Source organism: Roseiflexus sp. (assembly GCF_057785375.1).
Map to the genome: position 1 here is coordinate 58,877 of NZ_JBYNRX010000080.1, position 26,878 is coordinate 85,754.

The 26,878-nt window shown below is 61.5% G+C and carries 26 protein-coding genes, 1 other RNA gene and 1 riboswitch; of the genes, 16 read left to right on the top strand and 11 right to left on the bottom strand.

Annotation, left to right across the window (positions count from 1 at the left end; all coding sequences use genetic code 11):
- The first annotated feature begins 233 nt into the window (after positions 1 to 233).
- From AC3EA7_RS14530 to AC3EA7_RS14540, 3 genes are read left to right on the top strand one after another with little or no spacing between them, the layout of a single operon-like run.
- Positions 234 to 929 carry an ABC transporter permease subunit gene (locus AC3EA7_RS14530; RefSeq protein WP_488614783.1) on the top strand — a complete coding sequence of 232 codons (696 nt, stop codon included), beginning with the start codon at positions 234 to 236 and terminating at the stop codon, positions 927 to 929.
- Between the two features lie 21 nt (positions 930 to 950).
- Positions 951 to 1,862, top strand: coding sequence for an ABC transporter permease subunit (locus AC3EA7_RS14535; RefSeq protein WP_488614784.1), 912 nt, complete (start codon positions 951 to 953; stop codon positions 1,860 to 1,862).
- 18 nt (positions 1,863 to 1,880) lie between these two features.
- On the top strand, positions 1,881 to 3,191 hold the full coding sequence (locus AC3EA7_RS14540; RefSeq protein ID WP_488614785.1) for an ABC transporter ATP-binding protein: 1,311 nt from the start codon (positions 1,881 to 1,883) through the stop codon (positions 3,189 to 3,191).
- Here the strand turns inward: AC3EA7_RS14540 and AC3EA7_RS14545 are convergent.
- The gene (locus AC3EA7_RS14545; RefSeq protein ID WP_488614786.1) at positions 3,178 to 4,341 is read right to left on the bottom strand and encodes a PQQ-dependent sugar dehydrogenase; all 1,164 of its coding nucleotides are present in this window, start codon (positions 4,339 to 4,341) and stop codon (positions 3,178 to 3,180) included. The genes AC3EA7_RS14540 and AC3EA7_RS14545 overlap by 14 nt on opposite strands.
- A 450-nt stretch (positions 4,342 to 4,791) precedes the next feature.
- A riboswitch (TPP riboswitch) is annotated at positions 4,792 to 4,906 on the top strand.
- A gap of 52 nt (positions 4,907 to 4,958) precedes the next feature.
- Between AC3EA7_RS14545 and AC3EA7_RS14550 the strand changes: the two genes are divergently transcribed.
- The 4 genes from AC3EA7_RS14550 (at position 4,959) to AC3EA7_RS14565 (ending at position 7,926) form a co-directional block, all read left to right on the top strand.
- On the top strand, positions 4,959 to 5,255 hold the full coding sequence (locus AC3EA7_RS14550; RefSeq protein WP_488614787.1) for a thiamine-binding protein: 297 nt from the start codon (positions 4,959 to 4,961) through the stop codon (positions 5,253 to 5,255).
- A complete protein-coding gene (locus tag AC3EA7_RS14555; RefSeq protein ID WP_488614788.1) occupies positions 5,245 to 6,063 on the top strand; it encodes an ABC transporter permease in 819 nt (272 codons plus the stop codon). Before AC3EA7_RS14550 ends, AC3EA7_RS14555 begins: the two co-directional genes overlap by 11 nt.
- A complete protein-coding gene (locus tag AC3EA7_RS14560; RefSeq protein WP_488614789.1) occupies positions 6,060 to 7,049 on the top strand; it encodes an ABC transporter substrate-binding protein in 990 nt (329 codons plus the stop codon). Before AC3EA7_RS14555 ends, AC3EA7_RS14560 begins: the two co-directional genes overlap by 4 nt.
- Before the next feature lie 82 nt (positions 7,050 to 7,131).
- Positions 7,132 to 7,926: an ABC transporter ATP-binding protein gene (locus tag AC3EA7_RS14565; protein WP_488614790.1), complete on the top strand. Its 795-nt coding sequence runs from the start codon at positions 7,132 to 7,134 to the stop codon at positions 7,924 to 7,926.
- A 221-nt stretch (positions 7,927 to 8,147) separates the two neighbouring features.
- Here AC3EA7_RS14565 and AC3EA7_RS14570 read toward each other — a convergent pair whose 3' ends face one another.
- Together AC3EA7_RS14570 and AC3EA7_RS14575 are read right to left on the bottom strand one after the other, a co-directional pair.
- The gene (locus AC3EA7_RS14570; protein ID WP_488614791.1) at positions 8,148 to 8,348 is read right to left on the bottom strand and encodes a GDCCVxC domain-containing (seleno)protein; all 201 of its coding nucleotides are present in this window, start codon (positions 8,346 to 8,348) and stop codon (positions 8,148 to 8,150) included.
- 213 nt (positions 8,349 to 8,561) lie between these two features.
- On the bottom strand, positions 8,562 to 8,702 hold the full coding sequence (locus tag AC3EA7_RS14575; RefSeq protein WP_488614792.1) for a PH domain-containing protein: 141 nt from the start codon (positions 8,700 to 8,702) through the stop codon (positions 8,562 to 8,564).
- A gap of 409 nt (positions 8,703 to 9,111) precedes the next feature.
- Between AC3EA7_RS14575 and AC3EA7_RS14580 the strand changes: the two genes are divergently transcribed.
- Positions 9,112 to 9,471, top strand: coding sequence for a response regulator transcription factor (locus AC3EA7_RS14580; protein WP_488614793.1), 360 nt, complete (start codon positions 9,112 to 9,114; stop codon positions 9,469 to 9,471).
- 304 nt (positions 9,472 to 9,775) lie between these two features.
- Here the strand turns inward: AC3EA7_RS14580 and AC3EA7_RS14585 are convergent, their stop codons facing one another.
- Positions 9,776 to 10,177 carry an anti-sigma regulatory factor gene (locus AC3EA7_RS14585; protein WP_488614794.1) on the bottom strand — a complete coding sequence of 134 codons (402 nt, stop codon included), beginning with the start codon at positions 10,175 to 10,177 and terminating at the stop codon, positions 9,776 to 9,778.
- A complete protein-coding gene (locus AC3EA7_RS14590) occupies positions 10,164 to 10,547 on the bottom strand; it encodes an STAS domain-containing protein (RefSeq protein ID WP_488614795.1) in 384 nt (127 codons plus the stop codon). The genes AC3EA7_RS14585 and AC3EA7_RS14590 overlap by 14 nt, the downstream gene beginning before the upstream one ends.
- A gap of 249 nt (positions 10,548 to 10,796) precedes the next feature.
- On the opposite strand from AC3EA7_RS14590, the gene AC3EA7_RS14595 reads away from it, so the two are divergent.
- On the top strand, positions 10,797 to 11,234 hold the full coding sequence (locus AC3EA7_RS14595; protein ID WP_488614796.1) for an NUDIX hydrolase: 438 nt from the start codon (positions 10,797 to 10,799) through the stop codon (positions 11,232 to 11,234).
- A 33-nt stretch (positions 11,235 to 11,267) separates the two neighbouring features.
- Here the strand turns inward: AC3EA7_RS14595 and ffs are convergent.
- The 3 genes from ffs to AC3EA7_RS14610 all read right to left on the bottom strand — a co-directional run bounded on the left by ffs (position 11,268) and on the right by AC3EA7_RS14610 (position 14,210).
- Positions 11,268 to 11,364, bottom strand: an RNA gene (ffs, locus tag AC3EA7_RS14600) — signal recognition particle sRNA small type.
- A gap of 39 nt (positions 11,365 to 11,403) precedes the next feature.
- Complete coding sequence (locus AC3EA7_RS14605; RefSeq protein WP_488614797.1) at positions 11,404 to 12,378, bottom strand: ROK family protein; 975 nt, start codon at positions 12,376 to 12,378, stop codon at positions 11,404 to 11,406.
- A gap of 80 nt (positions 12,379 to 12,458) precedes the next feature.
- On the bottom strand, positions 12,459 to 14,210 hold the full coding sequence (locus AC3EA7_RS14610) for a lamin tail domain-containing protein (protein ID WP_488614798.1): 1,752 nt from the start codon (positions 14,208 to 14,210) through the stop codon (positions 12,459 to 12,461).
- Between the two features lie 229 nt (positions 14,211 to 14,439).
- Between AC3EA7_RS14610 and trxB the strand changes: the two genes are divergently transcribed.
- From trxB to AC3EA7_RS14640, 6 genes are all read left to right on the top strand, one after another.
- A complete protein-coding gene (gene trxB / locus AC3EA7_RS14615; RefSeq protein WP_488614799.1) occupies positions 14,440 to 15,402 on the top strand; it encodes a thioredoxin-disulfide reductase in 963 nt (320 codons plus the stop codon).
- A gap of 13 nt (positions 15,403 to 15,415) precedes the next feature.
- Entirely contained in the window at positions 15,416 to 16,684 is a 1,269-nt protein-coding gene (locus AC3EA7_RS14620; RefSeq protein WP_488614800.1) for a molybdopterin molybdotransferase MoeA, read from the top strand.
- 104 nt (positions 16,685 to 16,788) lie between these two features.
- Complete coding sequence (locus AC3EA7_RS14625; RefSeq protein ID WP_488614801.1) at positions 16,789 to 17,340, top strand: Uma2 family endonuclease; 552 nt, start codon at positions 16,789 to 16,791, stop codon at positions 17,338 to 17,340.
- A gap of 51 nt (positions 17,341 to 17,391) precedes the next feature.
- Positions 17,392 to 17,499 carry a DUF3253 domain-containing protein gene (locus AC3EA7_RS14630; RefSeq protein ID WP_488614802.1) on the top strand — a complete coding sequence of 36 codons (108 nt, stop codon included), beginning with the start codon at positions 17,392 to 17,394 and terminating at the stop codon, positions 17,497 to 17,499.
- A 688-nt stretch (positions 17,500 to 18,187) separates the two neighbouring features.
- Positions 18,188 to 19,249 (top strand): thermonuclease family protein, encoded by a 1,062-nt coding sequence (locus tag AC3EA7_RS14635; protein WP_488614803.1) that lies wholly within the window; start codon positions 18,188 to 18,190, stop codon positions 19,247 to 19,249.
- A 55-nt stretch (positions 19,250 to 19,304) separates the two neighbouring features.
- The gene (locus AC3EA7_RS14640) at positions 19,305 to 19,496 is read left to right on the top strand and encodes a hypothetical protein (protein ID WP_488614804.1); all 192 of its coding nucleotides are present in this window, start codon (positions 19,305 to 19,307) and stop codon (positions 19,494 to 19,496) included.
- Positions 19,497 to 19,506: 10 nt separating this feature from the next.
- On the opposite strand, the gene AC3EA7_RS14645 is transcribed toward AC3EA7_RS14640, so the two are convergent.
- Positions 19,507 to 19,686, bottom strand: coding sequence for a hypothetical protein (locus tag AC3EA7_RS14645; RefSeq protein ID WP_488614805.1), 180 nt, complete (start codon positions 19,684 to 19,686; stop codon positions 19,507 to 19,509).
- Between the two features lie 1,125 nt (positions 19,687 to 20,811).
- On the opposite strand from AC3EA7_RS14645, the gene AC3EA7_RS14650 reads away from it, so the two are divergent.
- Positions 20,812 to 22,371 (top strand): radical SAM protein, encoded by a 1,560-nt coding sequence (locus tag AC3EA7_RS14650; RefSeq protein WP_488614806.1) that lies wholly within the window; start codon positions 20,812 to 20,814, stop codon positions 22,369 to 22,371.
- Here the strand turns inward: AC3EA7_RS14650 and AC3EA7_RS14655 are convergent.
- A complete protein-coding gene (locus AC3EA7_RS14655; protein ID WP_488614807.1) occupies positions 22,299 to 25,403 on the bottom strand; it encodes a tetratricopeptide repeat protein in 3,105 nt (1,034 codons plus the stop codon). The genes AC3EA7_RS14650 and AC3EA7_RS14655 overlap by 73 nt on opposite strands.
- Positions 25,404 to 25,416: 13 nt before the next feature.
- Positions 25,417 to 26,814, bottom strand: a complete 1,398-nt coding sequence (locus AC3EA7_RS14660) for a hypothetical protein (RefSeq protein WP_488614808.1) — start codon at positions 26,812 to 26,814, stop codon at positions 25,417 to 25,419.
- Positions 26,815 to 26,878: the final 64 nt, after the last annotated feature.

Sequence of the window (26,878 nt, forward strand, 5' to 3'; positions counted from 1 at the left end):
GAGAACGAACGAGCCCATCTCTGCCAGTAGTATAATAGCACTCGTCGCACAGGCAGCACGGCGGCTGCCTGTTTCCCCGCCTGCGTGGCAGCAGATTTCTCACGTTCGCCTGTCACTTCTGGTTGCCCGGAGCGTTTATGACCGCACCAACTCGCCGGGGGTTCACGCCAACCCCGCCAGACCGTCCATAGTTCACCGGGGCGGATGGCATCATTCTGCTGGTCGTTGTCGGGTTGCTGGCGCTTGGCATCTGGGCAGGAGAGTCCGCTCCCGCCGAGGTTCGTGGACCAGAGATCAGCCTGTCGATCAGCGCATTGCCGTTCTATGCGCTGCATTCGGTTGGACGCATGGCGGCGGCGTATGCCCTGTCGCTCGTCTTTACCCTGATCTACGGCTACATCGCCGCATACAACCCGCGCGCCGAACGGGTGCTCATGCCGTTGCTCGATGTGTTGCAGAGCGTGCCAATCCTCTCGTTCCTGCCGGTTGTCCTTCTGAGCCTTACGGCGATCCTGCCAGAGGGGATTGCAGTCGAACTGGCATCGGTCGTCCTCATCTTCACCAGCCAGGTCTGGAACATGACTTTCGCCTGGTATCAGTCGCTCACCACTGTGCCTGGTGAACTGCGCGAAGCGAGCGGGATCTTCCGGTTCACCCGCTGGCGCCGGTTGACGACGCTGGAATTGCCATTCGGCGCCCTGGCGTTGATCTGGAACAGCATGATGAGTTGGGCAGGCGGCTGGTTCTTCCTCATGGCAGCCGAGATTTTCACCCTTGGCGCGCGCGACTTTCGACTGCCCGGACTGGGCGCCTATTTGCAGACCGCAGCGAATGAAGAGAACCTTGCAGCCATCGGCTATGGCATCGCTACGTTGATCATCGTCATCGTTCTGCTCGATCAACTGGTCTGGCGTCCGCTGCTGGTCTAGGCGGATCGCTTCAAACTCGAAATGGTCGAGAGCGATAATCCGCCGCAGTCGTGGTTCTATGACCTGTTGCAGCGCGCTGCGCTGAAAGACGCGGCGGCCGGCGTTCTCGCGCCGCCAGGGCGCGCGTTTGACAGGCTCATGGACCGGGTGCTGCCGCTTCCCCACAGCGTCAGCGCCGGAGCGAACAGTGGTTTCGGGGTCGGATGGCTGTTCGTTGCCGGCATTATCGTGGCAGCGCTGGCGGGCGCTGCGCTTGGCGGGCGATTGCTGCTCCAGGTTCCGCTCGACCGGTGGATTGACATCGGGTTTGGAGTCGGCGCAACGTTCCTGCGCGTTGTGGCGGCGCTGATTATTGCGCTGCTCTGGACGGCGCCGCTCGGCGTCTATATCGGTACGCAACCACGCGCAGCGGCAGTGCTCCAGCCGATTGTGCAGATTGTCGCCTCCATTCCGGCGACGGCGCTCTTCCCGGTGCTGGTGCTGGCGCTGCTTGCCGCGCCTGGCGGGTTGAATATCGCTGCGGTGCTGCTCATGCTGCTCGGCACGCAGTGGTACCTGCTGTTCAACGTCATTGCCGGCGCTGCGGCCATCCCGCAAGATTTACGCTACACAACCGACCTGTTGCAACTGAGCGGCTGGCAGCGCTGGCGCACCCTGATCCTGCCGGCGCTCTTCCCGTACCTGATCACCGGGATGATCACCGCCAGCGGCGGCGCGTGGAATGCCAGCATCGTCGCTGAGTACGTCGTCTTTGGCGGGCAGGTGTACCAGAGCATCGGCGTCGGCGCGCAGATCACCTCTGCAACTGCCGATGGCGATTACCCGCGCCTCCTGGCGGCGACGCTGGCGATGGTCATCACTGTGGTGGCAATCAATCGCCTCGTCTGGCGGCGTCTCTACCGGCTGGCGGAAAACGTCTATCGTATGGAATGATGAACCAGGAGTTGGCGTATGGCGACATCGAACGGCGCAGTGCTGGTCGAATTGCGGAATGTGGCGCAGCGCTACGGGCGCGGCGAGAAACGCTTCACCGCCATTGAGCATATCAACCTGACCATTCGCGAAGGAGAGTTCGTCGCGCTGCTCGGTCCATCAGGCTGCGGCAAGAGCACGCTGCTCCGTATCATTACCGGGCTGAACCGGCCGAGCGAAGGCGAGGTGCGCTACCGCGACAAGCCGTTGCATGGCGTCAATCCATATGCCACGATTGTCTTCCAGTCGTTTGCGCTCTTTCCGTGGCTGACCGTCGAAGGGAATGTGGCAGTCGCTATGCGGGCGCGTGGCGTACCGGAGGAGCAGGCGCGCGCCCGCGCGGTCGAACTCATCGATCTGGTCGGACTCGACGGCTTCGAGCAGGCGTATCCGCGCGAACTGTCGGGCGGCATGCGCCAGAAAGTCGGGATTGCCCGCGCGCTCGCCGCGAACCCCGAATTGCTCTGTCTCGACGAGCCGTTCAGCGCGCTGGATGTGCTGAGCGCCGAGACGCTGCGCGGCGAAGTGCTCGAACTCTGGACCGGCGGTCAACTTCAGATTCGCGCCGTGTTGATGGTCAGCCACAATATCGAAGAAGCAATCTTCATGGCGGATCGGATCGTCGTGATGGACAAAGGTCCAGGGCGGATTATCACCGAAGTGCCGGTGACCCTGCCGCATCCGCGTGACCGCAAATCAGACGCATTCGTTGCGCTGACCGACCGCGTCTACGGCATTCTCATGGGGCAGACACAACCGGAGCATGTCGAGTTCGGCACGGAACCGGGGCAGGCCGGGCGCACACGCGCATTGCCCGCCGCCGAGGTTACCGAACTCGCCGGTCTCCTCGAGCACGTGAACAACACCCCCACCGAGCGCGACGATATTTACCAGCTGGCGGAAGAACTGGAACTGGGTTTCAACAATTTGCAGGCGCTGATCGAAGCGGCGGAACTCCTTGGCTTCGCCCGCGTCGAAACCGGCGACTTGATCATTACGCCGCTCGGCGAAACGTTTGCCGACGCCAGCATTCTGGCACGCAAAGAAATCTTTGCCTCACGGCTGCGGCGCTTGCCCTTCTTTCGCTGGATGCTGCGCATGCTGGAAGCGTCGGGAGAACGCGCGTTGCGCCGCGATGTACTCCTCACCGCTCTGGAGCGCGACTTCCCGCCCGATGAGGCGGAACAGCAACTCGATATCGCCAGCAAATGGGGGCGCTATGCCGAACTCTTCGGCTACGACGATGCACAGGGGCGCTTTTTCCTCGAAGAGATCGCTACCCCCGCATAACAAGCGGCAGTTGCACGCGATACGGTCCCTCGATCGTCGGGCGGATGCGCAGCAATCTCGCCTCTGTCTCGTCAGTGGACACATAGATGAACCCATCCGGCCCGACCGTCACGTCGCGCAGGCGACCGTACTGACCATCGATCAGGATTTCCTGCTCAACAATCGTGCGATCATCGATCTTCAGGCGGTAGAGCCTGCCAGTTCTCAATGTAACGAAGAAGAGATCGCCGAACCATTCGGGGAATGCGCTGCCGGTGTAGAAGACCATGTCCGACATGGCCACTGTTCTTTCGGGGTTGAACACCGCCACCGGCGGCATAAAATTGGGCACGCCATTACAGTTTACTGTTCCCAGGCAATTGCCCCACCCCCAGCCGTAGTTGCGCCCGGCGATCAAAACATTGAGTTCGTCCATGATGTCGGGTCCGTGCTCGGTGCTCCAGAGATCGCCGGTCGTCGGATGAAACGCCAGCCCCTGATGATTGCGGTACCCGTATGTCCAGATCAACGAACGCGGCAACCGGCCGTTATCATAGAACGGGTTATCGGTCGGAATGCTTCCGTCCTTGAGGATGCGGAAGGTCTTGCCGCCGGTGCTGTCGAGGTCCTGCGCGAGCGATGGAACGACGGCATCGCCCATCGATACGAACAGATACTGGTTATCAGGCGACACAACGACGCGACAACCATTGTGGTAGAGTGCGCCGACCATGGCATCAATCAGGACTCGCTCTTCGGCGACGCTGCGGGATGCAGGATTGACGGTGAACCGCGAGAGACGGTTCCGGCGATTGCCCCCGTCATCGAAGTGACTATAGCAGATATACGCCCACCCATTCGTGGCAAAATCGGGGTCGAGTTCCATTCCCAGCATGCCGGCTTCCTGTTCAGCGCGGAATCTGTCAGGCGGCAGACCGCTGAACGTCTGCACCGCGCCGGTTGCGATGTTCAGAGCATACAGGCGACCGCTGTTGCGCGCGGTGAAGAACAAACGCCCGTCGGGCGCGAAATTGATGCTCCAGGGTCGATCAAGGCGGGTCTTCACCACCTGAATCTCGTAGCCGGGCGCTGCATGCGCCGCGTTTCTTCCAGGCAGTACTGTTGCGCCAATCATCAGGAAAAGAACCATCCACAGCAGATGTCGAGACATACGCTTCCCTCTTCAAGAAAGGCGGAACACGAAAGCACGGTTGCAGATCGAGTCGATAGGTGCAGCGGCATTCTCGCATATTCCGCTTCGGCGGCAAAGGCGGATCAGGCGCTGAGAGCAGGACGATGGTCCTGTTTTTGTGTTGGTGACTAACAGATTATCACGATCGCAGGGTCCAGGCACGATTTGTCAGGCGGCAACCCGCTGCGTCGCCCGACGCTGAACCGTCGGGCTGAGCGCACGAAGGGCGCGACCGCGCCCTCGCTTCGGCGCATGCGCCCGCACCGCGCCAGCCCCGCGTCAGCGGGGCTTCGTCCACTCAGCGCGGGCGCCGTCTGCCAGAACCGCAGTGGTTCCTGTCAACTCATGACTGCACCCCGCAGACTGTACACGTTTGACAGGCGCTACAGAAAGTCGTATGATTCATAGAACAACCGATTGCGCCGTGCACGGCGCAGCTAGGGGAGCCAGGAGAGCCTGGCTGAGAGTGCGGCCCGACAATGCCGCTGACCCTTCGAACCTGACCTGGGTTATGCCAGCGTAGGGAATGCAATGGATGGTGTATGAACTGCCGCTCCCTACTTCTGGGGGCGGCGGTTTTGTATCGGGAGGGCGCCATGCCATCAGTAACCATCAGTTTCGAGGTCCTGCCGGGAGGATTACCGGATAAAGCCGCAACCTACGCGGCTGTCGACGCTGCCATCGCCGTAGTCGCTGCAAGTGGCCTGCCATATCGCGTCGGTCCAATGGAAACGACGATCGAGGGGGAGTACGACGCAATTATGGCAGTGATCAAACAGGCGCAGGAAGCGGTGCTCCAGGCAGGAGCAACGCGGGTCTTCACGCTGATCAAAGTGGATTATGACCCGCGCGGCTCTACGATTGCCGAGAAGCTGGCGAAGTATGCAGAGTGAACAGGCGCAGCATGTCGTTCAGGCGGCATCGCCTGGCGGAAGGAGCAGCAGATGGCAGCGGCGCGTTGCGCAGGTTCTGCCGCCCTTCGCGCTCCTGAGTGCGCTGGTTGCGGCGTGGGAACTGACCGTGTGGCGCCTGGCGCTGCCGCCATGGCTCCTGCCGCCGCCGTCGCGCATTTTGACCACCCTGATGAACAACCTGCCGGTGCTGGGTGAACACATCGCAGCAACGCTGTCGGTGACCGCCCCCGGCTTTGGGCTGGCACTGATCGGCGGTTTCGCGCTGGGCGTGCTGATTGATGCGTCGCCATTCCTGCGGCGCGCCGTGTACCCGCTGCTGGTCACCTCACAGACGATCCCGATTGTGGCAATCGCTCCTCTGCTCGTGGTGGGATTTGGGTTTGGCATGCTGCCCAAGGTGCTGGTCGTCGCACTGGTGACGTTCTTTCCCATCGTGGTCAACACCGCCGATGGGTTGCAGGCGGCGGACCGCGACCAGCGGCGTTTGCTGGAGGCGATGGGGGCGAGTTACTGGCAATTGCTGCGCCTGTTGCGGCTGCCTGCGGCGCTGCCCGCGATCTTCACCGGCATCAAAGTTGCAGTGACCTATAGCATCATTGGCGCCGTGCTGGCCGAGTGGATCGGCGCGAGCGCCGGCCTTGGCGTGTACATCGCGCGTTCACTGCGCGCCTTTCGCACCGATCAGGTGTTCGTGGCGGCACTGGTGACCTCGCTGCTGACGATTGGGCTGTTTGCGTTCGTGACCGTGCTGGAACGCTGGATTATCTCATGGAGGGATGAATCGTGAAACGAACAAGTATTCTGTTGCTGACAGCATTCGTGCTTGCCGCCTGTGGCGGCGCTGCACCGGCGGCGCCGGCGAAGGAATTGACGCCGGTTCGTGTCGGGCTTGACTGGACGCCAAACACCAACCATACGGGGCTGTACGTGGCGCGCGACATGGGGTACTACCAGGAGCAGGGGCTGGATGTCGAAATCCTGGGCGCGCAGGAGGGCGGAACTGCCGAACAACTGGTTGCGGCGGGTAAACTCGACTTTGGCATCTCCTTCCAGGAAGCCGTCACGTATGCGCGGGTCGAGGGGGTGCCGATTGTGTCGATTGCCGCAATCATTCAGCACAACACCAGCGGCTTTGCGAGCCGCGCCGATGAAGGCATCACCCGACCGCGCGACTTTGCCGGCAAAAAGTATGGCGCCTTCGGTTCCCCCATCGAACAGGCGACAATCCGCGGATTAATGGAGTGTGATGGCGCCGGTGATCGCTTCGACGAGGTCGAATTCGTGGATATCGGCAGCACCGACTTCTTTGTAGCGACCGAGCGCGGCGATGTGGATTTTGCCTGGATCTTCAAAGGATGGACAGGCGTTGAAGCAGAAGTGCGCGGGGCGCCGCTCACGATTCTGATGATGAACGACCTCCAATGCATTCCCGATTACTACACCCCGGTGCTGATCACCAGCGAACGGATGATCGTCGAAAAGCCCGATCTGGTGCGTCGGTTCCTCGCTGCCACGAGCGCCGGATATCGCTTCGCTATCGAGCAGCCGAACGAAGCCGCCGACGTGTTGCTGAAAGCAGCGCCCGAACTCGACCCAACACTGGTCAAACGCAGCCAGCAGTATCTGGCAAGCCAGTATCAGGCGGAAGCGCCGCGCTGGGGCGAACAGAAACTCGACGTCTGGCGCGATTACGCGCAGTGGATGGCGGATCGCGGGTTGATTGCGCGCATGATCGAGCCGGAGAAGGCGTTCACCAATGCGTTTCTGCCGTAACAACACGCTGGCTGAGCCTGTCGAAGCCAGCGCCGAACGCAACACGCTGAATAAGCGGATTGTGTAGAGGATCGGTCGTGGTATGGCGATGCTCGACGTGCGTGAAGTCAGTAAGACATTTCGGACGCCCGATGGACCGGTGACCGTCATCGATCGGTTGACGATCCACGCAGAGGCGGGCGAATTTGTGGCGATCATCGGTCCCAGCGGCAGCGGCAAGAGCACGTTGTTCAATATCATCGCCGGGTTGGAGGCGCCCGACGCAGGCGCAGTGTTGATCGATAGCATCGATGTCACCGGGCGCCGCGGGCAGGTGGCGTACATGCCGCAGCGCGATGCGCTTCTTCCCTGGCGCAGTATTATCGACAACGCCGTGCTGGCAACGATAGTGCAGCGCGGTGACGTGGCGGCTGTCCGCCGCGAGGCGTGCGCCCTGCTCCACGATTTCGGGTTGGCGGGATGGGGCGATGCCCGCCCTGCCATGCTCTCCGGCGGCATGCGGCAGCGCGCCGCGCTGCTCCGCACCGTCCTCTGGCATCGCCCGATCATGTTGCTCGACGAACCATTTGGCGCGCTCGACGCCCTGACCCGCGCCCAGCTCCAGCAATGGCTGCTGGGGCTGTGGGATCGGCTCGACCGGACGATTCTCCTGGTGACCCACGACATCGACGAGGCATTGCTCCTGGCGGACCGCGTCTACGTCCTGACTCCGCGTCCGGCGCAGGTTGCACTGGAACTGACGGTCGATCTGCCGCGTCCGCGTTCCTACACTGTGGTTGCTGAGCCAGCCTTCGCGCACCTCAAACTGCGGTTGCAGCAGGTGCTGATGATGAACGAGGCAGATCCTCCGGGTGCGCTATTGCGACAGCGAGAATAGCCAGCGCTGTGCAGGCATGCTTGCACAGGGGCGTATAGAGCGATCACCCAAACCTGGATCATCAAGAACGTGGAGCGGCGGACGTTGGCTTCGACCGGCTCAGCCAACGTCCGCCGCAAGACGGTCAACGAGAGCGTGTCTAAATTGGGTGGGCGCAGGCAGTGCCTGCGCCCACCAGATCAGAGGGTGTTGTGATAGGCGCTGATCGGAGCAGAGCCGCTTCAGGCATCAGCCACACGCATCTGTTCCGGCGGGCAGAGGTCGTCGCCATAGGAGCAGAACACACAGCAATCGCCAGGAAGCGGGCGTAGCGCCGAGCCGCACTGCGCGCACACATACACAACCACACATGCATTAGCGGGCATATCCGCAGCGCTGGCGTAACCACAGACCGGGCAAGAGATGATGGTGTTGTGTTTCATACCCCCTCCGGGGATCCCTGATCATTATCCCAATCCTGTTGATGGGTTCGGATATTTCGATACCATAATCTGTCCCAGGATGAACCGATACACCCAATCGGCCTTGTCGGGACTGCGGAATTCGAAGGCAAACCGACCAAACGCGGTCAGAAGAACAATTTCGCCGCTCTGAAAGATCACTCCTTCATCGGCAACGGCGACAGCCAGAATATTCTAATAGGGAATAGAGATCATCGAGCGTTTTTTCGCCAGCATTCCCTGGTCGTAGAAAATGACGCGCCGATCAGTAATGCCGACAAAACCGGTTCCTACGCCTTTGCAGTCATAGACAGCGTACAGGGTTTCGCCAGGCATAAGATACGCCACAATACGGCGATACTGGGACTCATTATCGTATACAGGCCATCCTGTTGACATACATCCCCCGGCAACATCTATACACGGATACACCTACGGTATTGACCCAAACTTGCGGTCAGTCAGACAAGATGTTCGAGCGCCCGGTTCGCAAGGTGTAACGATCCACAACGCGCGTTGGCAGTCGTGGACGCATGACCGCGCATTGGCATCAGCAGCCCCGGCGGGGCTTTCACTTGCTCAGCGCGGGCTTTCGCCCGCAGCGCCCCGGCAGTATGGTACGAATGACCGCGCATGTATGAGATGAGCAAAAACGGCGCATCGTAGCAAACGAACGACATCCGCATTGATAGAGGAACGTCTTGCGGTATAATACGCCGCAAAGAAAGACAGCCCGACTACTCCGATGCGCATTCTCATTGTCGATGACAATCGTGACATCCTTGATCTGGTGCAGCGTGTCCTGATTGCTGAAGGTCACGATATTATCGTTGCCCGTAATGGCATGGAGGCGCTTCAGCGTGAAGCCGAACATCGGCCGGATCTGATCGTGCTCGACATCAATCTGCCATATCTGGATGGTTGGGAAGTCTGCCGGCAGATCAAGGCGCGGCGTTCCGTGCCGATCATTGTTCTGTCGGTGCGCGCCGAAGCCGTCGATATCGAGCGCAGTCGCGCCGCCGGCGCCGACGATCATATGCTCAAACCGTTTGAAATCAGCGATCTGCTCAACCGGATCGAGCGCCTCGCCAGGGCACAAGGGTAACAGGCTCCTGATAGAGCGATCACCCACAACCTGGACATGGAGCGGCTGACGTTGGCTTCGACAGGCTCAGCCAACGTTGGCCGCAAGACGGTCACCACGGCAAAAACGATGAGAGCGTCGCTTTGGCGACGTTTTGGACGCTCAGCCAACGTCAGCCGCAAGATGGTCACTACAGGCAATAAATTGGGCGACACCCGGCTGATCGCTCTATCAGAGAAGTAACAACACTCTCTCACAATTAAGCGCCGGCGAGTTGTGCAGGTTGACGACTCGTCGGCGCTTCGTTCTTCTGGACTGTATCCGGTCAGGTGCGCCACTTCCGGCAGTGGATGATCGTTCCCTGCCCTTCGGCGGACTTAATATCGAATTCGTCCATCAATCGCTTCGCGCCGGGCAACCCCATCCCCATGCCGCGCGACGTGCTGTAGCTATCCTGCATGACGAGATCGATATCTGCGATGCCGGGTCCCTGGTCTTCGCAGATGATTTCGATCCCCTTCCGACCGCCGCGCTCAATTTCGCGAATGGTTACGGTACCGGTGCCGGCATAGAGAAAGATATTCCGCGCCAGTTCACTGACGGCGGTTGCAATACGCGCCTGATCAATCGCACCGAAGCCGAGCGCCTTTGCAGTATCACGGGCAAGGGTGCGAGCGATCACTATATCGAGGTCGCTACGGATCGGCGCAACCTTAGCCTGTGCCATCGGCGTCCTCCTCAGCCTGTCGGCGGAGCATTGCCAGACCTTTCTCGAGATTGAGCGCGGTCATCACACCGGTTAGTTCCAGCCCTAATTCCACCAGTGTAATGGCAACAGCCGGCTGAAGACCGGTAATGACAACCTTCGTCCCCATCAGGCCGGCCATCGAAGCGATGTCGCTGATCAGACGCCCGATAAAACTGTCAACCACATCAACAGCGGTAAGATCGACGATCAGACCTCGCGCTTTGGTGTCGTAGATTTTTTGCAGCAGATCGTCCTTGAACTGCACCGCAGACGCATCGTGCAACGCCACCTGAATCGAGGCGATCAGCACATCGCCGATCTTCAGAATGGGTATTCTGAAGCTTTCCAACGATCCCTCCTCAACCTGCGCGGGGATGGTCCTGGTCTCTCAGGGTTGCCAGAGCAGGTGAACAAACATGAACCCGAATAACGATGCGACACGAAGTTGACGGCGATTGCGGCGCCAGACAACTGCCAATTATAACCCACATGCATCACGCCCGTCTATACGCTAACGGTCCTGCTGCATACCCAGGAATGCCTGTCGCCGTATAGTATACTACCCTCTCGAAACAGCAGTATTACCAGGGAACATGCCATGTCAGACATCACCCGCGATTTCACTGCCACGACGTTCGTTGTCCACGAACGGCAAACCTTACTGCTCCTGCACCGAAAGTTAGGGAAGTGGCTGCCGCCCGGCGGACACATCGACCCGCACGAACTGCCCGACGAGGCGGCCATCCGCGAGGTGCGCGAAGAAGCCGGGCTTGAGGTGGAACTGCTGACGAGCGGCGGCATCCTCGGCAAGGTGCGTGTGCTGCCACAACCCTACTGCATCCTGCTCGAAGACATTACGCCAGGACATCAACATATCGATCTGATCTACTTCGCGCGGGTGCGAAACGGCGAACTGACGACCGCCGAACGCGAAGTGCAAGCAGCGCGCTGGGTCACTTGGGATGAACTCGATGATCCTGATATTTCCGAGGATATTCGCGAGTTAGGACGCCGCGCCATCGAGTTGTGCAGTTGACCGATCTTCATAAAACACCGACGCCTTGCGCCGGTGGTGACACCGCAGGACACCCAGAGGAACTCGCCTACCGTTGCTACCTCTCGGTCCTGGCGGGGTTCGGCAAGTATCTGCCGCCCCGCGGTGCAGCGCATATTATAGCGTGTTCACCCCGGCAGCGCAACCTGGCTCAGTTGCGCATACTTTCGAGCGCCAGCGCCACGGCGCCAATCGCAACGCTGTCAGCGCCCAACATGGCGCCAACGACCTGAACCGGGCGTTCGACCATCTTCCCGATGTACATGTGCATCCGTTCACGAATCGCGCTGATAAATGCTTCGCCGCCGTTGCGGGCAACGACGCCGCCGATCACGACCATTTGCGGATCGATGAGAGCGACAATCTGCGCAATGCGCACTGCCAGAATGTCGATCGCTTCGGCGACGACCTGTTGCGCTGCGGGATGATCACTGAAAATATCGCTCAGCAAGGTCGTGTGCAGGCCAAGTTCCGCCGCCCGGTTCAGCAACCCCTTGATCGATACATGCTCTTCCAGGGTTTTGGGTCGCTCACCGGGGCGCGTCGGATCGACCGGACCGACAACAGCATGCCCAATCTCACCGGCAGTCGTGGTGGCGCCGTGGTACAGACGCCCATCGAGCACAAGACCGGCGCCGACGCCGGTGCTCAGATGAATATAGACCATATGTTGCGTATCGCGCCCCACCCCAAAGGTCGCTTCTGCCAGAGCAATCAGATTGGCATCGTTATCGACGACGCACGTCGCATCAAAGGCGTTCTCGAATGTTTCACGCAGCGGATAGCGTTCCCAACCCGGGACGCGCGGCGAGAGCAGCACAATCCCCTGGCGGACATCCACTGGCCCGCCGAATCCCGCCCCGACACGAACCAGTTGCGAGGAGATGACGCTATGTGCAGCCATGAGTTCGTTCCCAAGATCAATTGCCCCCCCCACGAGTTCCTGCGGCGTCTCGGGTTCCGGTTCACGGTGTGCGCTGACATAGGTATGACGGCTGAGATCCACCAGCGCCGCCCGCAATCCATAACTGCCGACATCGAACCCGAGGACGCATCCCTGACCGCCAAGCAACCCCCAGCGGTTTTGTGACAATCGCTCCTGGATGAGCGGCGTCGGGTCAAGCATGGCACACCTCCCTGTGATAGCGCGGCAATGCAAACGAGCACATCTGAAAGCGCCATTGTAGCACAGCGCTTACGGTCGTGTCATATCTCGTAAAACCATTCCGCCTCTACGCCGCTTTCGGAGGTGTTCGCTTTCTGGCGGCGCAGCGAACGAACGGCAAGCCATGTGGCAGCGATGAGCAAAAGCACTCCGGCGCTTATCTTGATGGCGATGATTGGGAAATCGACAACACGCGCCGCTGATGTGGTCGTTGTGGATACGATGATTGTCGGTTGCGGCGCCGGTATGGGTGAAATAGACGGGGCAGCCGAAGGTGTGAGCAGCGTTCTGTACGGCTCACGCGCTCCCATAGCAATGAACGGCGCCGCTGTCGGCAACCCGCCGGGACCCCAGGCGGGCAGATGATCATACGGACGACGGGTGACGGCAGGGGCGACGCTTTCTCTCGTTTGTGCGCTTCCGCCTGATGATGGCGATGCTGTCAGGCTCGACGGCCCGCTGCTGCCGGCGGCGTTGCCCGGTTGCATGGTGCGGGTTGGCGATGAGGTGCGCGTGGGGGATAACGTGCGCGTCGCTGTCGGCGTGCGGCTAGGCGATGCCGTGCGCGTCGCCGTCGGCGTGCGGCTGGGCGATGGGGTGCGCGTCGCCGTCGGCGTGCGGCTGAGCGATGGGGTGCGCGTCGCCGTCGGCGTGCGGCTGGGCGATGGGGTGCGCGTCGCCGTCGGCATGCGGCTGGGCGATGCCGTGCGCGTCGCCGTCGGTTCGGCGACGGCGGTCGGTTCGGCAGTCGCTGTCGGCGTGCGCGTCGGCGAGGGGGTGCGGGTGGGCGATGCCGTGCGCGTCGCCGTCGGCTCGACAACCGCGGTCGGTTCCACGGTCGCCGTCGGCGTGCGCGTCGCCGTCGGCTCGGACGTCGCGGTTGGCTCGGTGGTCGCCGTCGGCGTCCGCGTCGCGGTCGGTTCGGCGGTCGCCGTCGGCGTCCGCGTCGGCGAGGGGGTGCGCGTCGGGGATAACGTGCGCGTCGCCGTCGGCTCCACGACCGCACTCGGTTCCACGGTCGCCGTCGGCGTCCGCGTCGCCGTCGGCTCGGACGTTGCGGTTGGCTCGGTGGTCGCCGTCGGCGTGCGCGTCGCGGCCGGCTCGGACGTTGCAGTTGGCTCGGTGGTCGCCGTCGGCGTCCGCGTTGCGGTTGGTTCGATGGTCTCGGTTCCGGTTGCGGTCGGCGGTATTGCAGAGGTGCTGGATGGCGTCGCCGATGGCGTAATCTCCGGGGTATCGGCGGGCGTCGCCATTGGCGATGGGTCATCGGTAGGCGACGGCTCAGGAGCAGGCGTGTCATCAGGCGGCAATGTCGGCGTGGCGGATGGCGCCAGTCCGGGTGGCGCATTCCACTCACCTGGCGATGGCTTGCTCTTCACCCAGACGCCGCTCCCATCGGGGAAGCGCGCAAAACTCTTGCCGACCGTTGCAGCCGTATAGGGCGCACTGTCAACAACAACGCCGGAAGCGTCGATCAGGGTCACAGCGTCGGATCCAGTGTTATTGAGAATATTCGTGCTCAGTTCGATGACGATCAGACTGTATGGCGGGATAAGCACGCCAGAGGGTATGACGGTTTGTGAGCCGCCAGGGGTATCATCATCTATCCTCCAGCCGCTTATGTCGAGCGGTGTGTCGCTGGAGTTGACGATCTCGACCCACTCCGGCCCGCTTGACGGGGCAGGCATGAACTCGTTGATCAGAGCAGTTGGCGCAGCAGTGGTGGATGTCGGCGCGACTGCCATCATCATGATGATCGCAAGGAGGATTGGTCCGAGAGCAAGCCAGCGCATACCGCCTCCCGTCGCACATATGAAACGCCATGCAGATAGTGCCACGGGATTGCGCTTCACGAAAGACAGACGATCATCCCTGCCTGCGCTGGTTCATTGAGTGGCAGGCAAGGGCGCCGGAGTCCTACAGGAATAGCGAATCTGTCTGCGTAACCTTTGCCGGTGTGGTATCATCATAAGAGTGGCGGCGCAGAAGCGCCGTTGATTCAAGGTACAGGGAGACCGCAACATGCACAGCAAAGTTGTCATTATTGGTTCTGGTCCGGCGGGACTGACTGCGGCGCTCTATGCGGCGCGCGCCAACCTCGAGCCGCTGGTAATCCGCGGGTTGCAGCCGGGGGGACTGATCGCAACGACGAGCGAAGTCGAGAACTATCCCGGCTTCGTTGAAGGGATCGGCGGCTTCGAACTCGCCGATAATATGGAAAAGCAGGCAGCGCGTTTCGGCGCACGCTACATGGATGCCATCGTCGAGCGCGTCGATCTGTCGCAGCGCCCGTTCCGCATCTTTCCCGACAACGGCGAGGAGGTGACGGCGGACGCACTGATCATCTCAACCGGCGCATCGCCGCGCAAACTCGGCGTTCCCGGCGAGGATCGGCTGGCGAACCGTGGCGTGTCCTATTGCGCAACGTGTGACGGGTTCTTCTTCCGCAACAAGAAGGTCGTCGTGGTCGGCGGCGGCAACAGCGCGCTGGATGAAGGTCTCTTCCTGACGCGCTACGTTTCTGAATTGAAGATTGTGCACCGGCGCGACGCGCTGCGCGCCGATCCGATCCTGCAAGAACGGGCATTCTCGAACCCCAAGGTCTCATTTGTGTGGAACTCGGTCGTCGAGGAGATTCTGGGGGACGACAAGGTGACCGGCGTGCGCGTGCGCAACCTCAAGACCGGTGAAGTCTCGATCATTGAAACCGATGGAGTGTTCCCGTACATTGGTCATATTCCGAACACATCGCTGTTCAAGGATCAACTGGAACTCGACGAGAACGGGTACATTGTAGCCGACCATCGGACGCGCACCGGCATTCCGGGGGTCTTTGCAGCGGGCGATGTGGTCGATCACATCTACCGCCAGGCGATCACAGCGGCAGGCGAGGGGTGCAAAGCGGCAATGGAAGCGACCTGGTTCCTGAGCGAACAGGAGCATGCGGCGAAGAAGTCGGCGGATCTTGCGGCGATGCCGGCATAACGAGGCGCAACCCATGCAACACAAATCGCCCTATCCGATGGTTTCGGTCGATGAGGCGCAGCGCCTGATCACTGCCCAGGTGACGCCAATTGGCGTTGAAGAAGTCGATATTCTCGGCGAATCCGCCGATGGTCGGGTGCTGGCGGAGGATGTCTACGGCGTCGAACCGCTGCCCGACATGCCCAAGGCAGCGGTTGACGGGTATGCGGTACGCAGCACCGATGGCGATGCTCCACGCCGGGTGATGGCCGAGGTGACCGCCGGTTCGACGCCGGGGTTACGCGTCGAAGCGGGGACTGCCGTGCGCATCATGACCGGCGCTCCGATTCCGGAGGGCGCCGACGCTGTGATCATGGCAGAGCAGACTGAGGAATGCGATGGCGATCTGATTGTGCAGCGCCCCCCCCGCGCTGGAGAGAACATTCATACCGTCGGACAGGACATTGCTGCCGGGCAACTGGTGCTGGCGCGCGGGACGACGCTTGGCGCCGCCGAGATCGGGTTGCTGGCGACCGTGGAGCGTGGCCGGGCAAAGGTGTACCGTCGTCCGGTTGTGGCGGTGCTGGCAACCGGCGATGAGGTGTATGAGCCGGATGGCAAGGTTTTTCCTGGTGGCGTGCGCGACAGCAACCGCTACGCTTTGATGGCGGCGGCGCGTGAAGCCGGGTGTCTGGCGCTGTCGCTTGGTATTGCGCGCGATGATGTGCATGTGCAGCGCGCTGCGATCCTCGAGGCGCTCGATCGCGCCGATGTATTGCTCACGAGCGGCGGCGTCTCTATGGGGACGCGCGACCTGATCAAGCCGCTGCTGGCGGAGTTGGGAACCGTTCATTTCGGACGCATCGCGTTCAAGCCGGGCAAGCCGATGACCTTTGCGACGATTGAACGACCCGCTTCGGCGCGGTCATCGCCGCTTCTGGCGTTTGGATTGCCCGGGTATCCGGTTTCGTCGCTCGTGTCATTCGAGGTGTTCGTGCGCCCTGCGCTTCGCCGACTGCAAGGCGACGCGCATCCTGAACGACCACGGGTGCGGGTGATGCTGCGCGATCCACTCCAGCCGCCTCCTGATCGCCCGGAATATCAGCGCGTCATCGTCAGTTGGGAGGAAGGGCGGCTGGTGGCACACAGCACTGGACGGCAGGGGAGCAGCCGGTTGTTGTCGATGCTGAGCGCCAATGCGCTGCTGGTCGTTCCGCCTGGAACGGCGGTTTACCCGGCCGGCGCCGAACTTGAGGCGCTGCTCACCGGACCGTTGGCGCCGCCGGATATGATAATGCGATGAGAGACCCCCTCCAGAGCGCAACAGTATGCCTTCGGGTCGTGAAAAAACCGGGCAGTCCGTCATCGGCGTGACGGCAGCCGGATCAGTCGAGGGGAGCGTAAACCATGAGTCTGGTGGCACGCCAGATAATGACCGCACAGGAGTTCTGGCAATTGCCGGGCGCCGAGGTGCGTCGCGAACTGGTGCGCGGGGAGGTGATCGAAACCATGCCTCCAGGTGGACGACACGGCGCCATTGCAGCCGCCATCGCAACATTGCTGCGCCTCTGGATCGGGCAGACGACCGGAGGATATGTCGGCGTCGAGGCGGGGTATCTCCTCGCGCGCAATCCTGATACGGTGCGCGCGCCAGATGTCTCGTATGTCCGGGGAGAGCGCATTCCGCCCGACGGAGTGCCAGAAGGCTTCTGGGATCTCGCCCCCGACCTGGCCATCGAAGTCGTATCCCCCAACGAAACAGCGGAAGATGTCCGGGAGAAGATTCGAGATTTCCTGCGCGCTGGCACGCCGCTCGTGTGGACCATTTACCCGCGCACTCGCGAGGTGGTCGCATATATGTCAGATGGCAGTGCGCGCACCTTCACCGAACACGATATGCTTTCGTTTCCTGATCTCCTGCCCGGTTTCTCCTGCACCGTCAGCGCATTGTTCGAGTGATCCGTTCTGCGGTGAACGACGGTGTATCCGAAGCCTGATGCGTCTTCTGCCATGATCGAACAAGCCGACCAGGAATCGCCAGACGCGGTCATTCTACGTCCCGTCCGGCAGCGCGGAGTTGGGAAGAGCATCTGCCCCTCGGAGGCAGCGCGGCTATGAGCGCCGCATGACCGGCGCGCACGACTGGCATTGCGGCGCGCCGGTCATGCGGCGAACGCAGGGCTGAGAGCACAAAGGGCGCCGATGCGCCCTCACTACGATGCGCACGGTGCTGCCCGCACCTGCTCACTCATCGGCGATAGTTCCCCATACCTGCTTATACGAACTTGCGGTCAGTCAGCCACGATGTTTGCGCGTTCGTTGGGCAAGGCGCAACGGTCAACGCGCACCGGCAGGCGTGTCGTGGACGCAGACTGCGCTATGGCATCAGTAGCCCCAGCAGGGCTTCCAATTGCTCAGCGAAGGCTTTCGCCCGCAGCGCCCCGGCATCCCGCTGCACATCCCGGCAGTATTTGACCGCGCATGAGTATCAGGCGCCTGTCTGGAAAAGCCTGTTGGATGGGCGAAGCAGCGCCGTTGCCTGCCTGACCGCATTCTTTTCATGGGGCGATTTTTCGGATAGTCGCTTAATCCGGCGAGCACTCCTTCCTTATCTTAATCCAGGACTCATGCAGCAGCGCGTTTTCCGATTCTGCGCTTCGACAGGCTCAGCGCGCGCTCACCGCAAGCAGTTCGGCGCGCTCACCGCAAGCGGCGCTGCTGATTGGCAGACACATTTACATACCCGAAAGGAGTTCAAACCGTGGAAACATTCAATCGACCTATTTACTCCCCAGGGACACGACACATGATCAGGCGCAGGAGAGCGTCACCCGGCGTCTCCCGACTCGTCATCGCATTTGCGCTGACGTTCACACTGATTGCAACCCTCAGTCCGGGCGCGGCAGGAGCGCAACCGGCGCAGCGCGTTGCACAATCCGCCACCGCAACCCTGCTTCCGACGGCAACGACTGAAACCGTTCAGGCGCCGCCGATGCCGGCAAGCGGTCTTGAACGTGCCGTCGTCAAGTCTGTTGTCGATGGGGACACACTCGACGTGACGCTCAACCCTTCGGCAGGCTCAGGGAGCAGTGGGCGCACGCGACGCATCCGGCTGATCGGCGTCGATACGCCTGAGACGACCCATCCATCGCGCCCGGTGGAGTGCTTCGGGCGTGAAGCCGCGCGCTTTCTCACAGAATTGGCAGACGGTCAAACCGTGCTCCTCGAATCGGACGCGAGTCAGGGCGATCGCGACCGGTACAATCGGTTGCTGCGGTTCGTCTGGCTGCCCGACGGACGATTGATCAATTATGAGATTATTGCGCAGGGGTATGGCTTCGAGTACACCTTCCGAACCCCCTACCGGTATCAGGAGCAGTTCAAGGCGGCGCAACGCGCGGCGCGCGAAGCGCAGGCGGGGCTGTGGGCGCCGGACGCATGCAACGCGGTTCGGCTGCGCTCACCGCAAGGCGAACGCGCGCCCGTCGCCGCCACTCCCCCTCCTTCTGCCGCACCCACTGCCACAGGGAACCAGGCGTCGCCGCCATCGTACAACAAGTGCCGAACGGACCCCAACGCCGCCAAAGCGCCAAATGCGCCGGTGCTCATTGTTGGGATCAACAAGCGCACGGAAACGGTGACGCTGCGCAACATCAGCAGCGAGCCGATCAATCTGGACGGCTGGATCATGTGCAGTTTCAAGGGGAGCCAGATCCACCAGGGCATCGGCGGCACGCTGGCGCCGGGTGAAACGCGCGCTTTCAAGCACACCAGCAGTGCATCGATCTGGAACAACCGGGAGACCGATCCAGGCGGATTGTACAACCCGCAGGGGCGGCTCGTCTCCTACTGGCCCGATTCAAGGTGACAGTTACCCCCGTGCTCCGCCGCTGTGCCGCCCCTGCAATGCGCGGCGGCAACTTATGGCGCCGGTCACCTGCACCCCCGCCCGCCACCCGGCGCTCCGCTCGGCGTCCGGTGGCGGCGCAGTCACCGCTATGCGCCTGATCACCTGCGGGCGCTGGTCACCTCCCCCCGCCCGCTTGCCCTGCGATCCGCACCCACGCGCCGCCGCTGCGTCGCCCCCTGCGATGCGCGGCGACAACCTGTGGTGACAGTTACCTTCTACCAGTTCCCCACACTGTTCAACAACCAGACCAGCACACCGATCAGCACGATTGCGCCAGCCGCACTGAAGAAGGCAGTGAACAGGCTGATGAGCGCCTGGATCAGCGCTTCGACCAACCAGCGCGCCATGCCGAACAGAACAATCGCCAGGACAATGGTCAGGATCAGGTCGAGCATGGTTCCCCTCCTTCTCCGTAAGTATCGTCTCCCGCTCACCTGTAGCATACCCAAACCGTGCTCTTAGAACCTTCGAGATGGCTGTGCAGTCGCTCGCGCACCGGCATCGTGCGCCTCGCGGGAACCTTGCGCCTGCCTCTCCGCAGGCTCTCCCGAACCGCCGCCGGGAGCGTTGCGCTGGTGTGATGTGGTGCAGGACATCTGGTTGGAAGTGGTTCTACCCGATCTACGCAAAGCCAGCCGGCTTTGTTACAGAACTGGCATCATCACTTCTGCATGTCGGCGTCCAAGCACGGCATGAAAGGTCAAGCGGCAGCCTGCCATACCAACCAATCAGTATCGGACGGCAGGCGTAAAGGGAACCAGAGAAAAAGAAGCCATCTCTCAAATCCTGACCATTCCTGACGACTCAGCGTCAGACGGCGTGCGCAAAGGGCGCGCATGCGCTCTACCGGACTCACGTCAGTGGGACTTCACACCCGGCGTAGGCGACTCTGGCAGGCGCCGCTGCGCACGCTCAGCATAGAGGGGATGCTGATACTAATACGCGGTCATTTGGACAATATTGAGTCCACTGCACAAAGGCTTAAACCACAAAGGACACGAAGCGCACGAAGGTTCATACAATGAAGAGCATTTCCTTTGTGTCCATTTGTGACCTTCGTGGTTGCTTTTTGCAGTGAAGTCAATAATGGTTTTTGAGCAAAGAATCCGGTATCGCCCGGTGCGGCCCGCGCGGGCGGGCCTGGCGCCCGTAGGCCACGGCTTCAGCCGCCGGGTGGACTGCCGGCGCGCGTTGACCGTTGCTCCTTGCCCAATGAACATGCGAACATCGTGTCTGACTGACCGCAAGTTAGTATGAGGCGAGGCAAAGTGACGCACACTCGCAGAATACCATTGGCAGGCGTGGATGCGCGCACCATGGCAGAGCAGCGGTCAGGGCAGGCTGAGACCCTCCCGCATTGGCTGGAATCAGGAAGGCAAGGCATTCTGGAACATATAGACAATCGTCAGAAATGAGGTATAGTAGACATATGCGCGTGTTGGAGCGGCGCTGATACAGCGGTTATGGATGATGAAAGAATTGAATCCGGCACATGGCAGCGCGGCATTCAGGAGGCTCTTATGAACAACGCGAGTCGACCCGTTGCGGTATTCCCGCTCATCTTGTGTGCGGCAGATCTGGCATATCAGGGGGTTGGCGCCGTTGAAACCGACTGCTTCACCCCGCCGGAGACCGACTGCGCCTGCCCAGCGGAACGCCCCGCACCCTCTGCTGAAGACGCCGTAGACGAGTCAGTTGCGTACCAGACGGCTGCACTTCATACCGACACGCTTCCCGGCGGCTACGTGCTGGCGTTTAATCCGCTCGGCAGCGCAGGCGTCGTGGTGCTTGACGAGGCGGCATGGGCGCTGCTGAATCGGTTTCGCCAGCCTCAACGGCTGGCGGACGCCGGAGAAGATGACAATCTGTATCGGGCAGCGCAGCGTCTCGCCAAACTGGAATTGCTCCAACGCCTCGACCAACCGGCTTGTACAAAGTGCGCGACGCCGCAGACGCTTACCGCCTGGCTGCATGTCACCAATGCGTGCAACCTGCGCTGCGACTACTGTTACGTCCGCAAAACCGCAGATGCCATGGACATGGCGCGTAGCAGGCAGGCGGTCGATGCCGTGGTTCGTTCTGCGGTGGCACACGGCTTCCGACGGATCAAACTGAAGTATGCCGGCGGCGAGGCGACGTTGAACGCTCCACTCGTCATTGCGACACACCGGTATGCACGCGAATGTGCAGCCCGACACGGGTTGGCGCTTGATGGCGTTGTGCTCAGCAACGGCGTGGCGCTCGGCGACCGTCTGATCCGTGCCCTGCGCGACGGCGGATTGCGCCTGATGATCTCACTCGACGGCATCGGCGATGGGCACGATGCCAATCGCCGCTTCGCCAACGGGCGCGGTTCGTTTGCCTGCGTTGCACGGACGCTCGACCGGCTGGCGGCGCACGGCGTCACTTCCTCGATTTCGATCACGCTGTCGCACCGAAACCTCGCCGGGCTGGCGGCAACCGTCGAGTATGTGCTGGATCGCGGGTTGCCGTTTGCGCTCAACTTCTACCGAGAGAACGATTGTTCCGCTCACGCTGCCGATCTTTCCTTCCAGGATGAGCAGATTATCGCGGCGATGCGGGAAGCGTTCGCCGTCATTGCCCGGCGCACCCCGCCCTACAATCTGCCTGGCGCACTCATCGACCTGGCGTGGCTCGATACGCCGCACGACCGCCCGTGTGGCGTCGGGCATTCGTACATGGTCATCGACCATCGTGGCGGTGTGGCGAAGTGTCACATGGCGATCGAGCGCACGGTCACCGATGTGGCTGCGCCCGATCCCCTCCGCCTGATCCGCGAGGATGCCATTGGCATTCAGAACGTGCCGGTTGATGAAAAGGAAGGATGCCGGGCATGCATGTGGCGTTACTGGTGCGCCGGCGGGTGCCCGGCGCTGACGTACCGCGCCACCGGACGATATGATGTGAAATCGCCGAATTGCCGCATCTACCAGGCGCTCTTCCCCGACGTGCTGCGCCTCGAAGGGCTGCGCTTGCTGCGCTACGGCTATGCCAATTCCTCGAAAAGCAGCGCGCGGCTTTCGAGCAAGTCGCGCATTGCGGATCTGCCCAGGCGATAGTCGCGCTCAACGGCTTTAATGGCGTCCGCAACGACTTTCAATTGATCGGCGCCGAGCGCCTTGATCTTGTTGTATACCGTATCCTGCGCACGTCGTACCCTGGCGTCGAGCGGGTTGTAAAGTCGGTCGTACTCGAAGGCGAGGGTGTAGTGGCGGATCGCCCGATCAAGCGCATCATCTGCGGATGTGACAGTCACGGGCGCTCCTGCGCCGAACAGGTCTGCGAAACGCGCATATGCCTCGGCGATTGATCGAAGAGACTCTTGACTCTGAGACTTTGTATCCTGAACAGCGACAAACAGCCGCCCGCCGAGCAGCATATGGATCCTGGCAAGTTGCGTGAACAGATGGCGGTTGCGGATGCCCGTCCCTGCTGGATCGGGCCGTCCCCGCTCGGTTATCACATACTCGCCGGGGATCGCCTCCTTCGCGCGCGCCAGTCCGCTCTCGATAAGATCCAACTGTCCAACGTTGGCGCCGAGATAGGCGATGTTGACCAGTGCATCAACGTGACGAAAGGTGTTGCCAATCTGCTGCGCCAGGGTTGCCGCCTGCTCGAGTGCGTTACGGCTGTCCTGCGCCATCTCGGTGAGGTCTTCGCCTGGCAGCGGATGATCACGGAGCACACCGCTCATATCGCGCAGGGCGCACCCTTCTTCGATCAGCGACTCGACCTGACGCAACCGGTCGCCAATATCTTCAAAGATACGGTATGCCTCATTTGCGTAATCGCGTGCTTCACGCAGCACGGCCATCCGTTCCTGCGGATCGTCGCCTCTGGAGACCGACCGGCGCAATGCTTCGGCAAGGTTGCGCAGCGCCAGCCCCGTGCCAAGACGATACTCGACCGCCTGGAACAGGCGCAGGGCGCGTTCGGCATCCTCTTTCGCTTCTGCATACTCGCCAGTGTAGACGAGCGCCAGCGCGCGTGTGGCGTGGCTGACGCCGGTCAGCGCGCGCGCGCCGAGTTGCTTGCGGATCTCCAGCGCTTCTTCGATCAGCGCCAATCCAGTGGCGCTATTTCCTTCTTCCACTTCGACAAACCCGAGATTGTTGAGGGTCCACGCCAGGCAGATCGGCACATCGACCTGCCGCCAGAGCACAGCAGCACGGCGGTATGCCTCGATTGCGGGACGGGTCTGACCGCGAGCGCGCAGGCTGAACCCGCGCGCGTGGTACGCCAGCGCCAGCAGGCTGCGGGCGCGCCACCGCCGCGCCTCGGAGACGTCGGGAGACGCCGAACGAATGACGGGAACCAGAATCGCTTCAGCGGCTGCGAGCAGTCGATCCGTTTCGACGCTGTCCTGGTATTCTTCCTTCGCCCTGCCGGTTCGCGCGAGCGCCTCCCACACATCGAGCGCCGCTTCGGTCGTGCGCCCTGCCGTCGCCAGAAGACCAGGGTGTTCCTGCCGCAGCCGTTGCGCTTCCCATACGACGCCATCGTAATCGTTCTCCGCATAGCGACGGGCAACCGGGCGAATAGCCGTAACACCCTGTACAACCTCGCGCTCCAGACCGTCGATGGACGCTTGCTCTCCTGAGCGATCACGTTCGTCGAGAAATGCCAGAAGTTCCGCCTGCAACTGAATGTCGAGCATGGTATTGCCGGTGAACACGGCGTAGAAGGTATCGCGGAAATACTCACGGAATCCTTCGAGCGGATCAAGGCGCAGATGATAGGAGAGTTGATCGATCAGCAGTTGCTGGATCTCCTGTTGAACCGCTGCAATACGCTCATAGTCGATACGCGGCGCAACACTGACAGCGCGGCGCGGTTGTTCGATCGGCGCGTACAGTTCATCGAGGGATTCGCGGCGCTCGTTGATCTGTTGTGCATACCATTGAATGATGGCAGTGTTGACGCGCTCCGCTTCAGGGGCATCGTCCGGCGCGCTATAAATCTGCCGGTGCAGAATGGCATACATCTCGTCGTGCAGAAAGTAACGCTCGCCGCGCACCTTGACGAAGGACAGACGCTCGATCATGGCGAGGCGACGGCGTGCTTCGTCGGGCAAGATGTCAAGGAGGTGCGCCAGCAATCCGGCATCGACGCCTTTCGGCGCGCGTCCGAGCATTTGGAGAGTGTCCTTGATCGCCTGTGAGTCCATCATGCGCGCGATCAACTGTTCTTCGAGCACCTCGCGGGCACGCGCCGGGTCGGTCTCGGTCTCGACGATCGGCGGCAATTTGCCAAACCCGGCAATGCTGATATAGTCCGCGAGCAGCGCCAGCAGGATTGGCAACCCGCCTGAGTAACGATACACCTGATGCCTGCGTTCCGGCGTCAGGCGGCGTAATGTCTCCGCCACCGCCTGTTCACCGGCGTTTTCGGCTGCCTGCGCCACAGCATCGAGGTAATCTCGCGTTTCATCTTCGGTAAATGGTTCGACTTTGAGAGGCGTCAGATGGGTTTGCTGCTGAAGATCTGGAAAGAGATGGGTAATCTGATTGCGACCGGCGACCAGCAGCGTGACATTCCCCCAGTCGGGCAACGACTCAACCAGCCATTCCCATGATGGCGCAACCTGAAAAGGCGGACGCTGTTCACCGGCGCCATAGGCGATGCGTTCGAGGGTGTCGAGGGCAATCACGACACGCCGGTGCTGCGAGAAGCGATTGAGATCGGCGGTGAAAGCCTGCAATGCTTCTCTGGTCAATGCTGCAATCTGCCTGACATCCCCAGAAGCCTGCGCTTTGCGCTGCTGATCGCGCGCCTGCTCAAATTGACGAAAGTCTCTCCCTTTTGCAACGTCGAGTGCATCGCAGATCGCAGCGGCAAGATCGAGACTGCTGTGGTAGCGAATGTCGTACAGATCGATCAGGCGTTGTGCGGTGTAAATGGCGCCGCCGGTCTGTCGTTTCAGAGCATCGCTCAACATGCGCGTCTTGCCGATGCCGCCGGGTCCATACAGCGCCACGACCGATGGACCGGCAGCAGCGTGGATCGCCTCATCGATCCGCCGGAGGATTTCCTTGCGCCCGATCAGGTCAGGCGTTGCCCACGCGCCGGTGTAGCGTTCACCTTCATGCATGGGAACCTCCTCTTCATCTCACGTTAACCATGGCGTCGGTTGCTTCACTCAGCACCCGTTCGTGAAACGCAGCCCGATCACGGTAGTATGCGCTGCGGTACTTCTCTCCCCATTCCCCATACACCTGCTTTGCGCTTTCGTGCAGACGCCTCCATACGTCAGGGCGGGCGAGCTTCAGGTATGCTTCAAGCACTGCGCGCACGGCTTCGTCCATCGCGTAGCGTTTGTCCCGCCAGCGCACCAGGTTGGTTTCGAGCAGACGATCACGCAGGTTGCGTATTGCCGGGAGTTCGTATTCCGATCCTTCGGGCTTCTGATGCCGCCGCGCCGCCAGGAGATAGGGCATTTCATTCTCGCGGAACCCGTCTTTGAGCACGCAGAGCGCCTCGAACGCCTCGCGCAGACGATGACGTTCGTCTGTCGGAATGACGTCCAGCAGTCGGTCGGCGACCTGTTCAAGAATTGCCGCATCGATCTGCGTCTGATCGAGGATGCTCGTCAGTCGCTCTGCATTGTCGCGCTGATCGTCGGGCAGCACGTCGAGCGCCTGCTGCACGAGCGCAAGCGCCAGCAGATGATTGGTCAGCGGGTATCCGCCACCGGTAGCGATCACCCGTTCTGCCAGCCGGAGGAGGGCGTCGCCTGATAAGGTATTGACCGTTTCAGGAAGATCAGGCGTATCGCGCAGCGCGCGACGGATTTGATCGACGACCTCGTCGGCGATGAAGGGTTTGAGCGGTTGTTCTTCGCGCTCGGCGCGCAGGTAGGGCGACTTCCAGAGATACGGTCGTCCGCGCCCGGTCATGATCATCAGCACCCGCGGCAGCGCCGCCAGCGCCCCCAGAACGTGCCGTTCCAGGGCATCGAGGAACACCTGATTCGTTTCAAAGACCGAATCGAGAGTCAGACACATCAAGAGGTTCGGTTCTTTCTCCAGTTTTTGTTGGACATCCCTTGCCAGCCAGGAGGCGAGATCGCGCACAGGAGCATGCGGGGCGCGGATAACGTCCAGTTGTTCCGCCAGCCAGTTCAGCAAGCGCCGGAGAATCGGCTCGAACTCCTGATCGTCTTGAGCAGCGATGCGCGCGGCTTCTTCGCGGGTGACATGCCACTCTCCCTCCGGCGCGGTTTCGTCAACGGAATGGTCAGATGGCGGGGTCAGATTGATCAGCAACGACACCATGCGATGCTGCGACAACAGATGCGGCATTTCCTCTTTCAAAACGTGCCGGTGGAGGTGGAGCGCCAGCCAGCTTTTGCCCAAACCACGTTCGCCACGAAACACGATCGTCCGCGCATGTTCCGCTTTCCCGCCTGCTATGTCCTGAAGGGCATCCCTCACCCGTCCGATTTCACTTTCGCGGTTGACAAACAGCCCCGGACGGTATGCCGGGGGACGAGGCAGAGTCATACCATCCTCCCTTCCCTGAGTCAGAAGCAGCGTTCGCCGCAAAAACCGGCGGACGCTTCCTTCC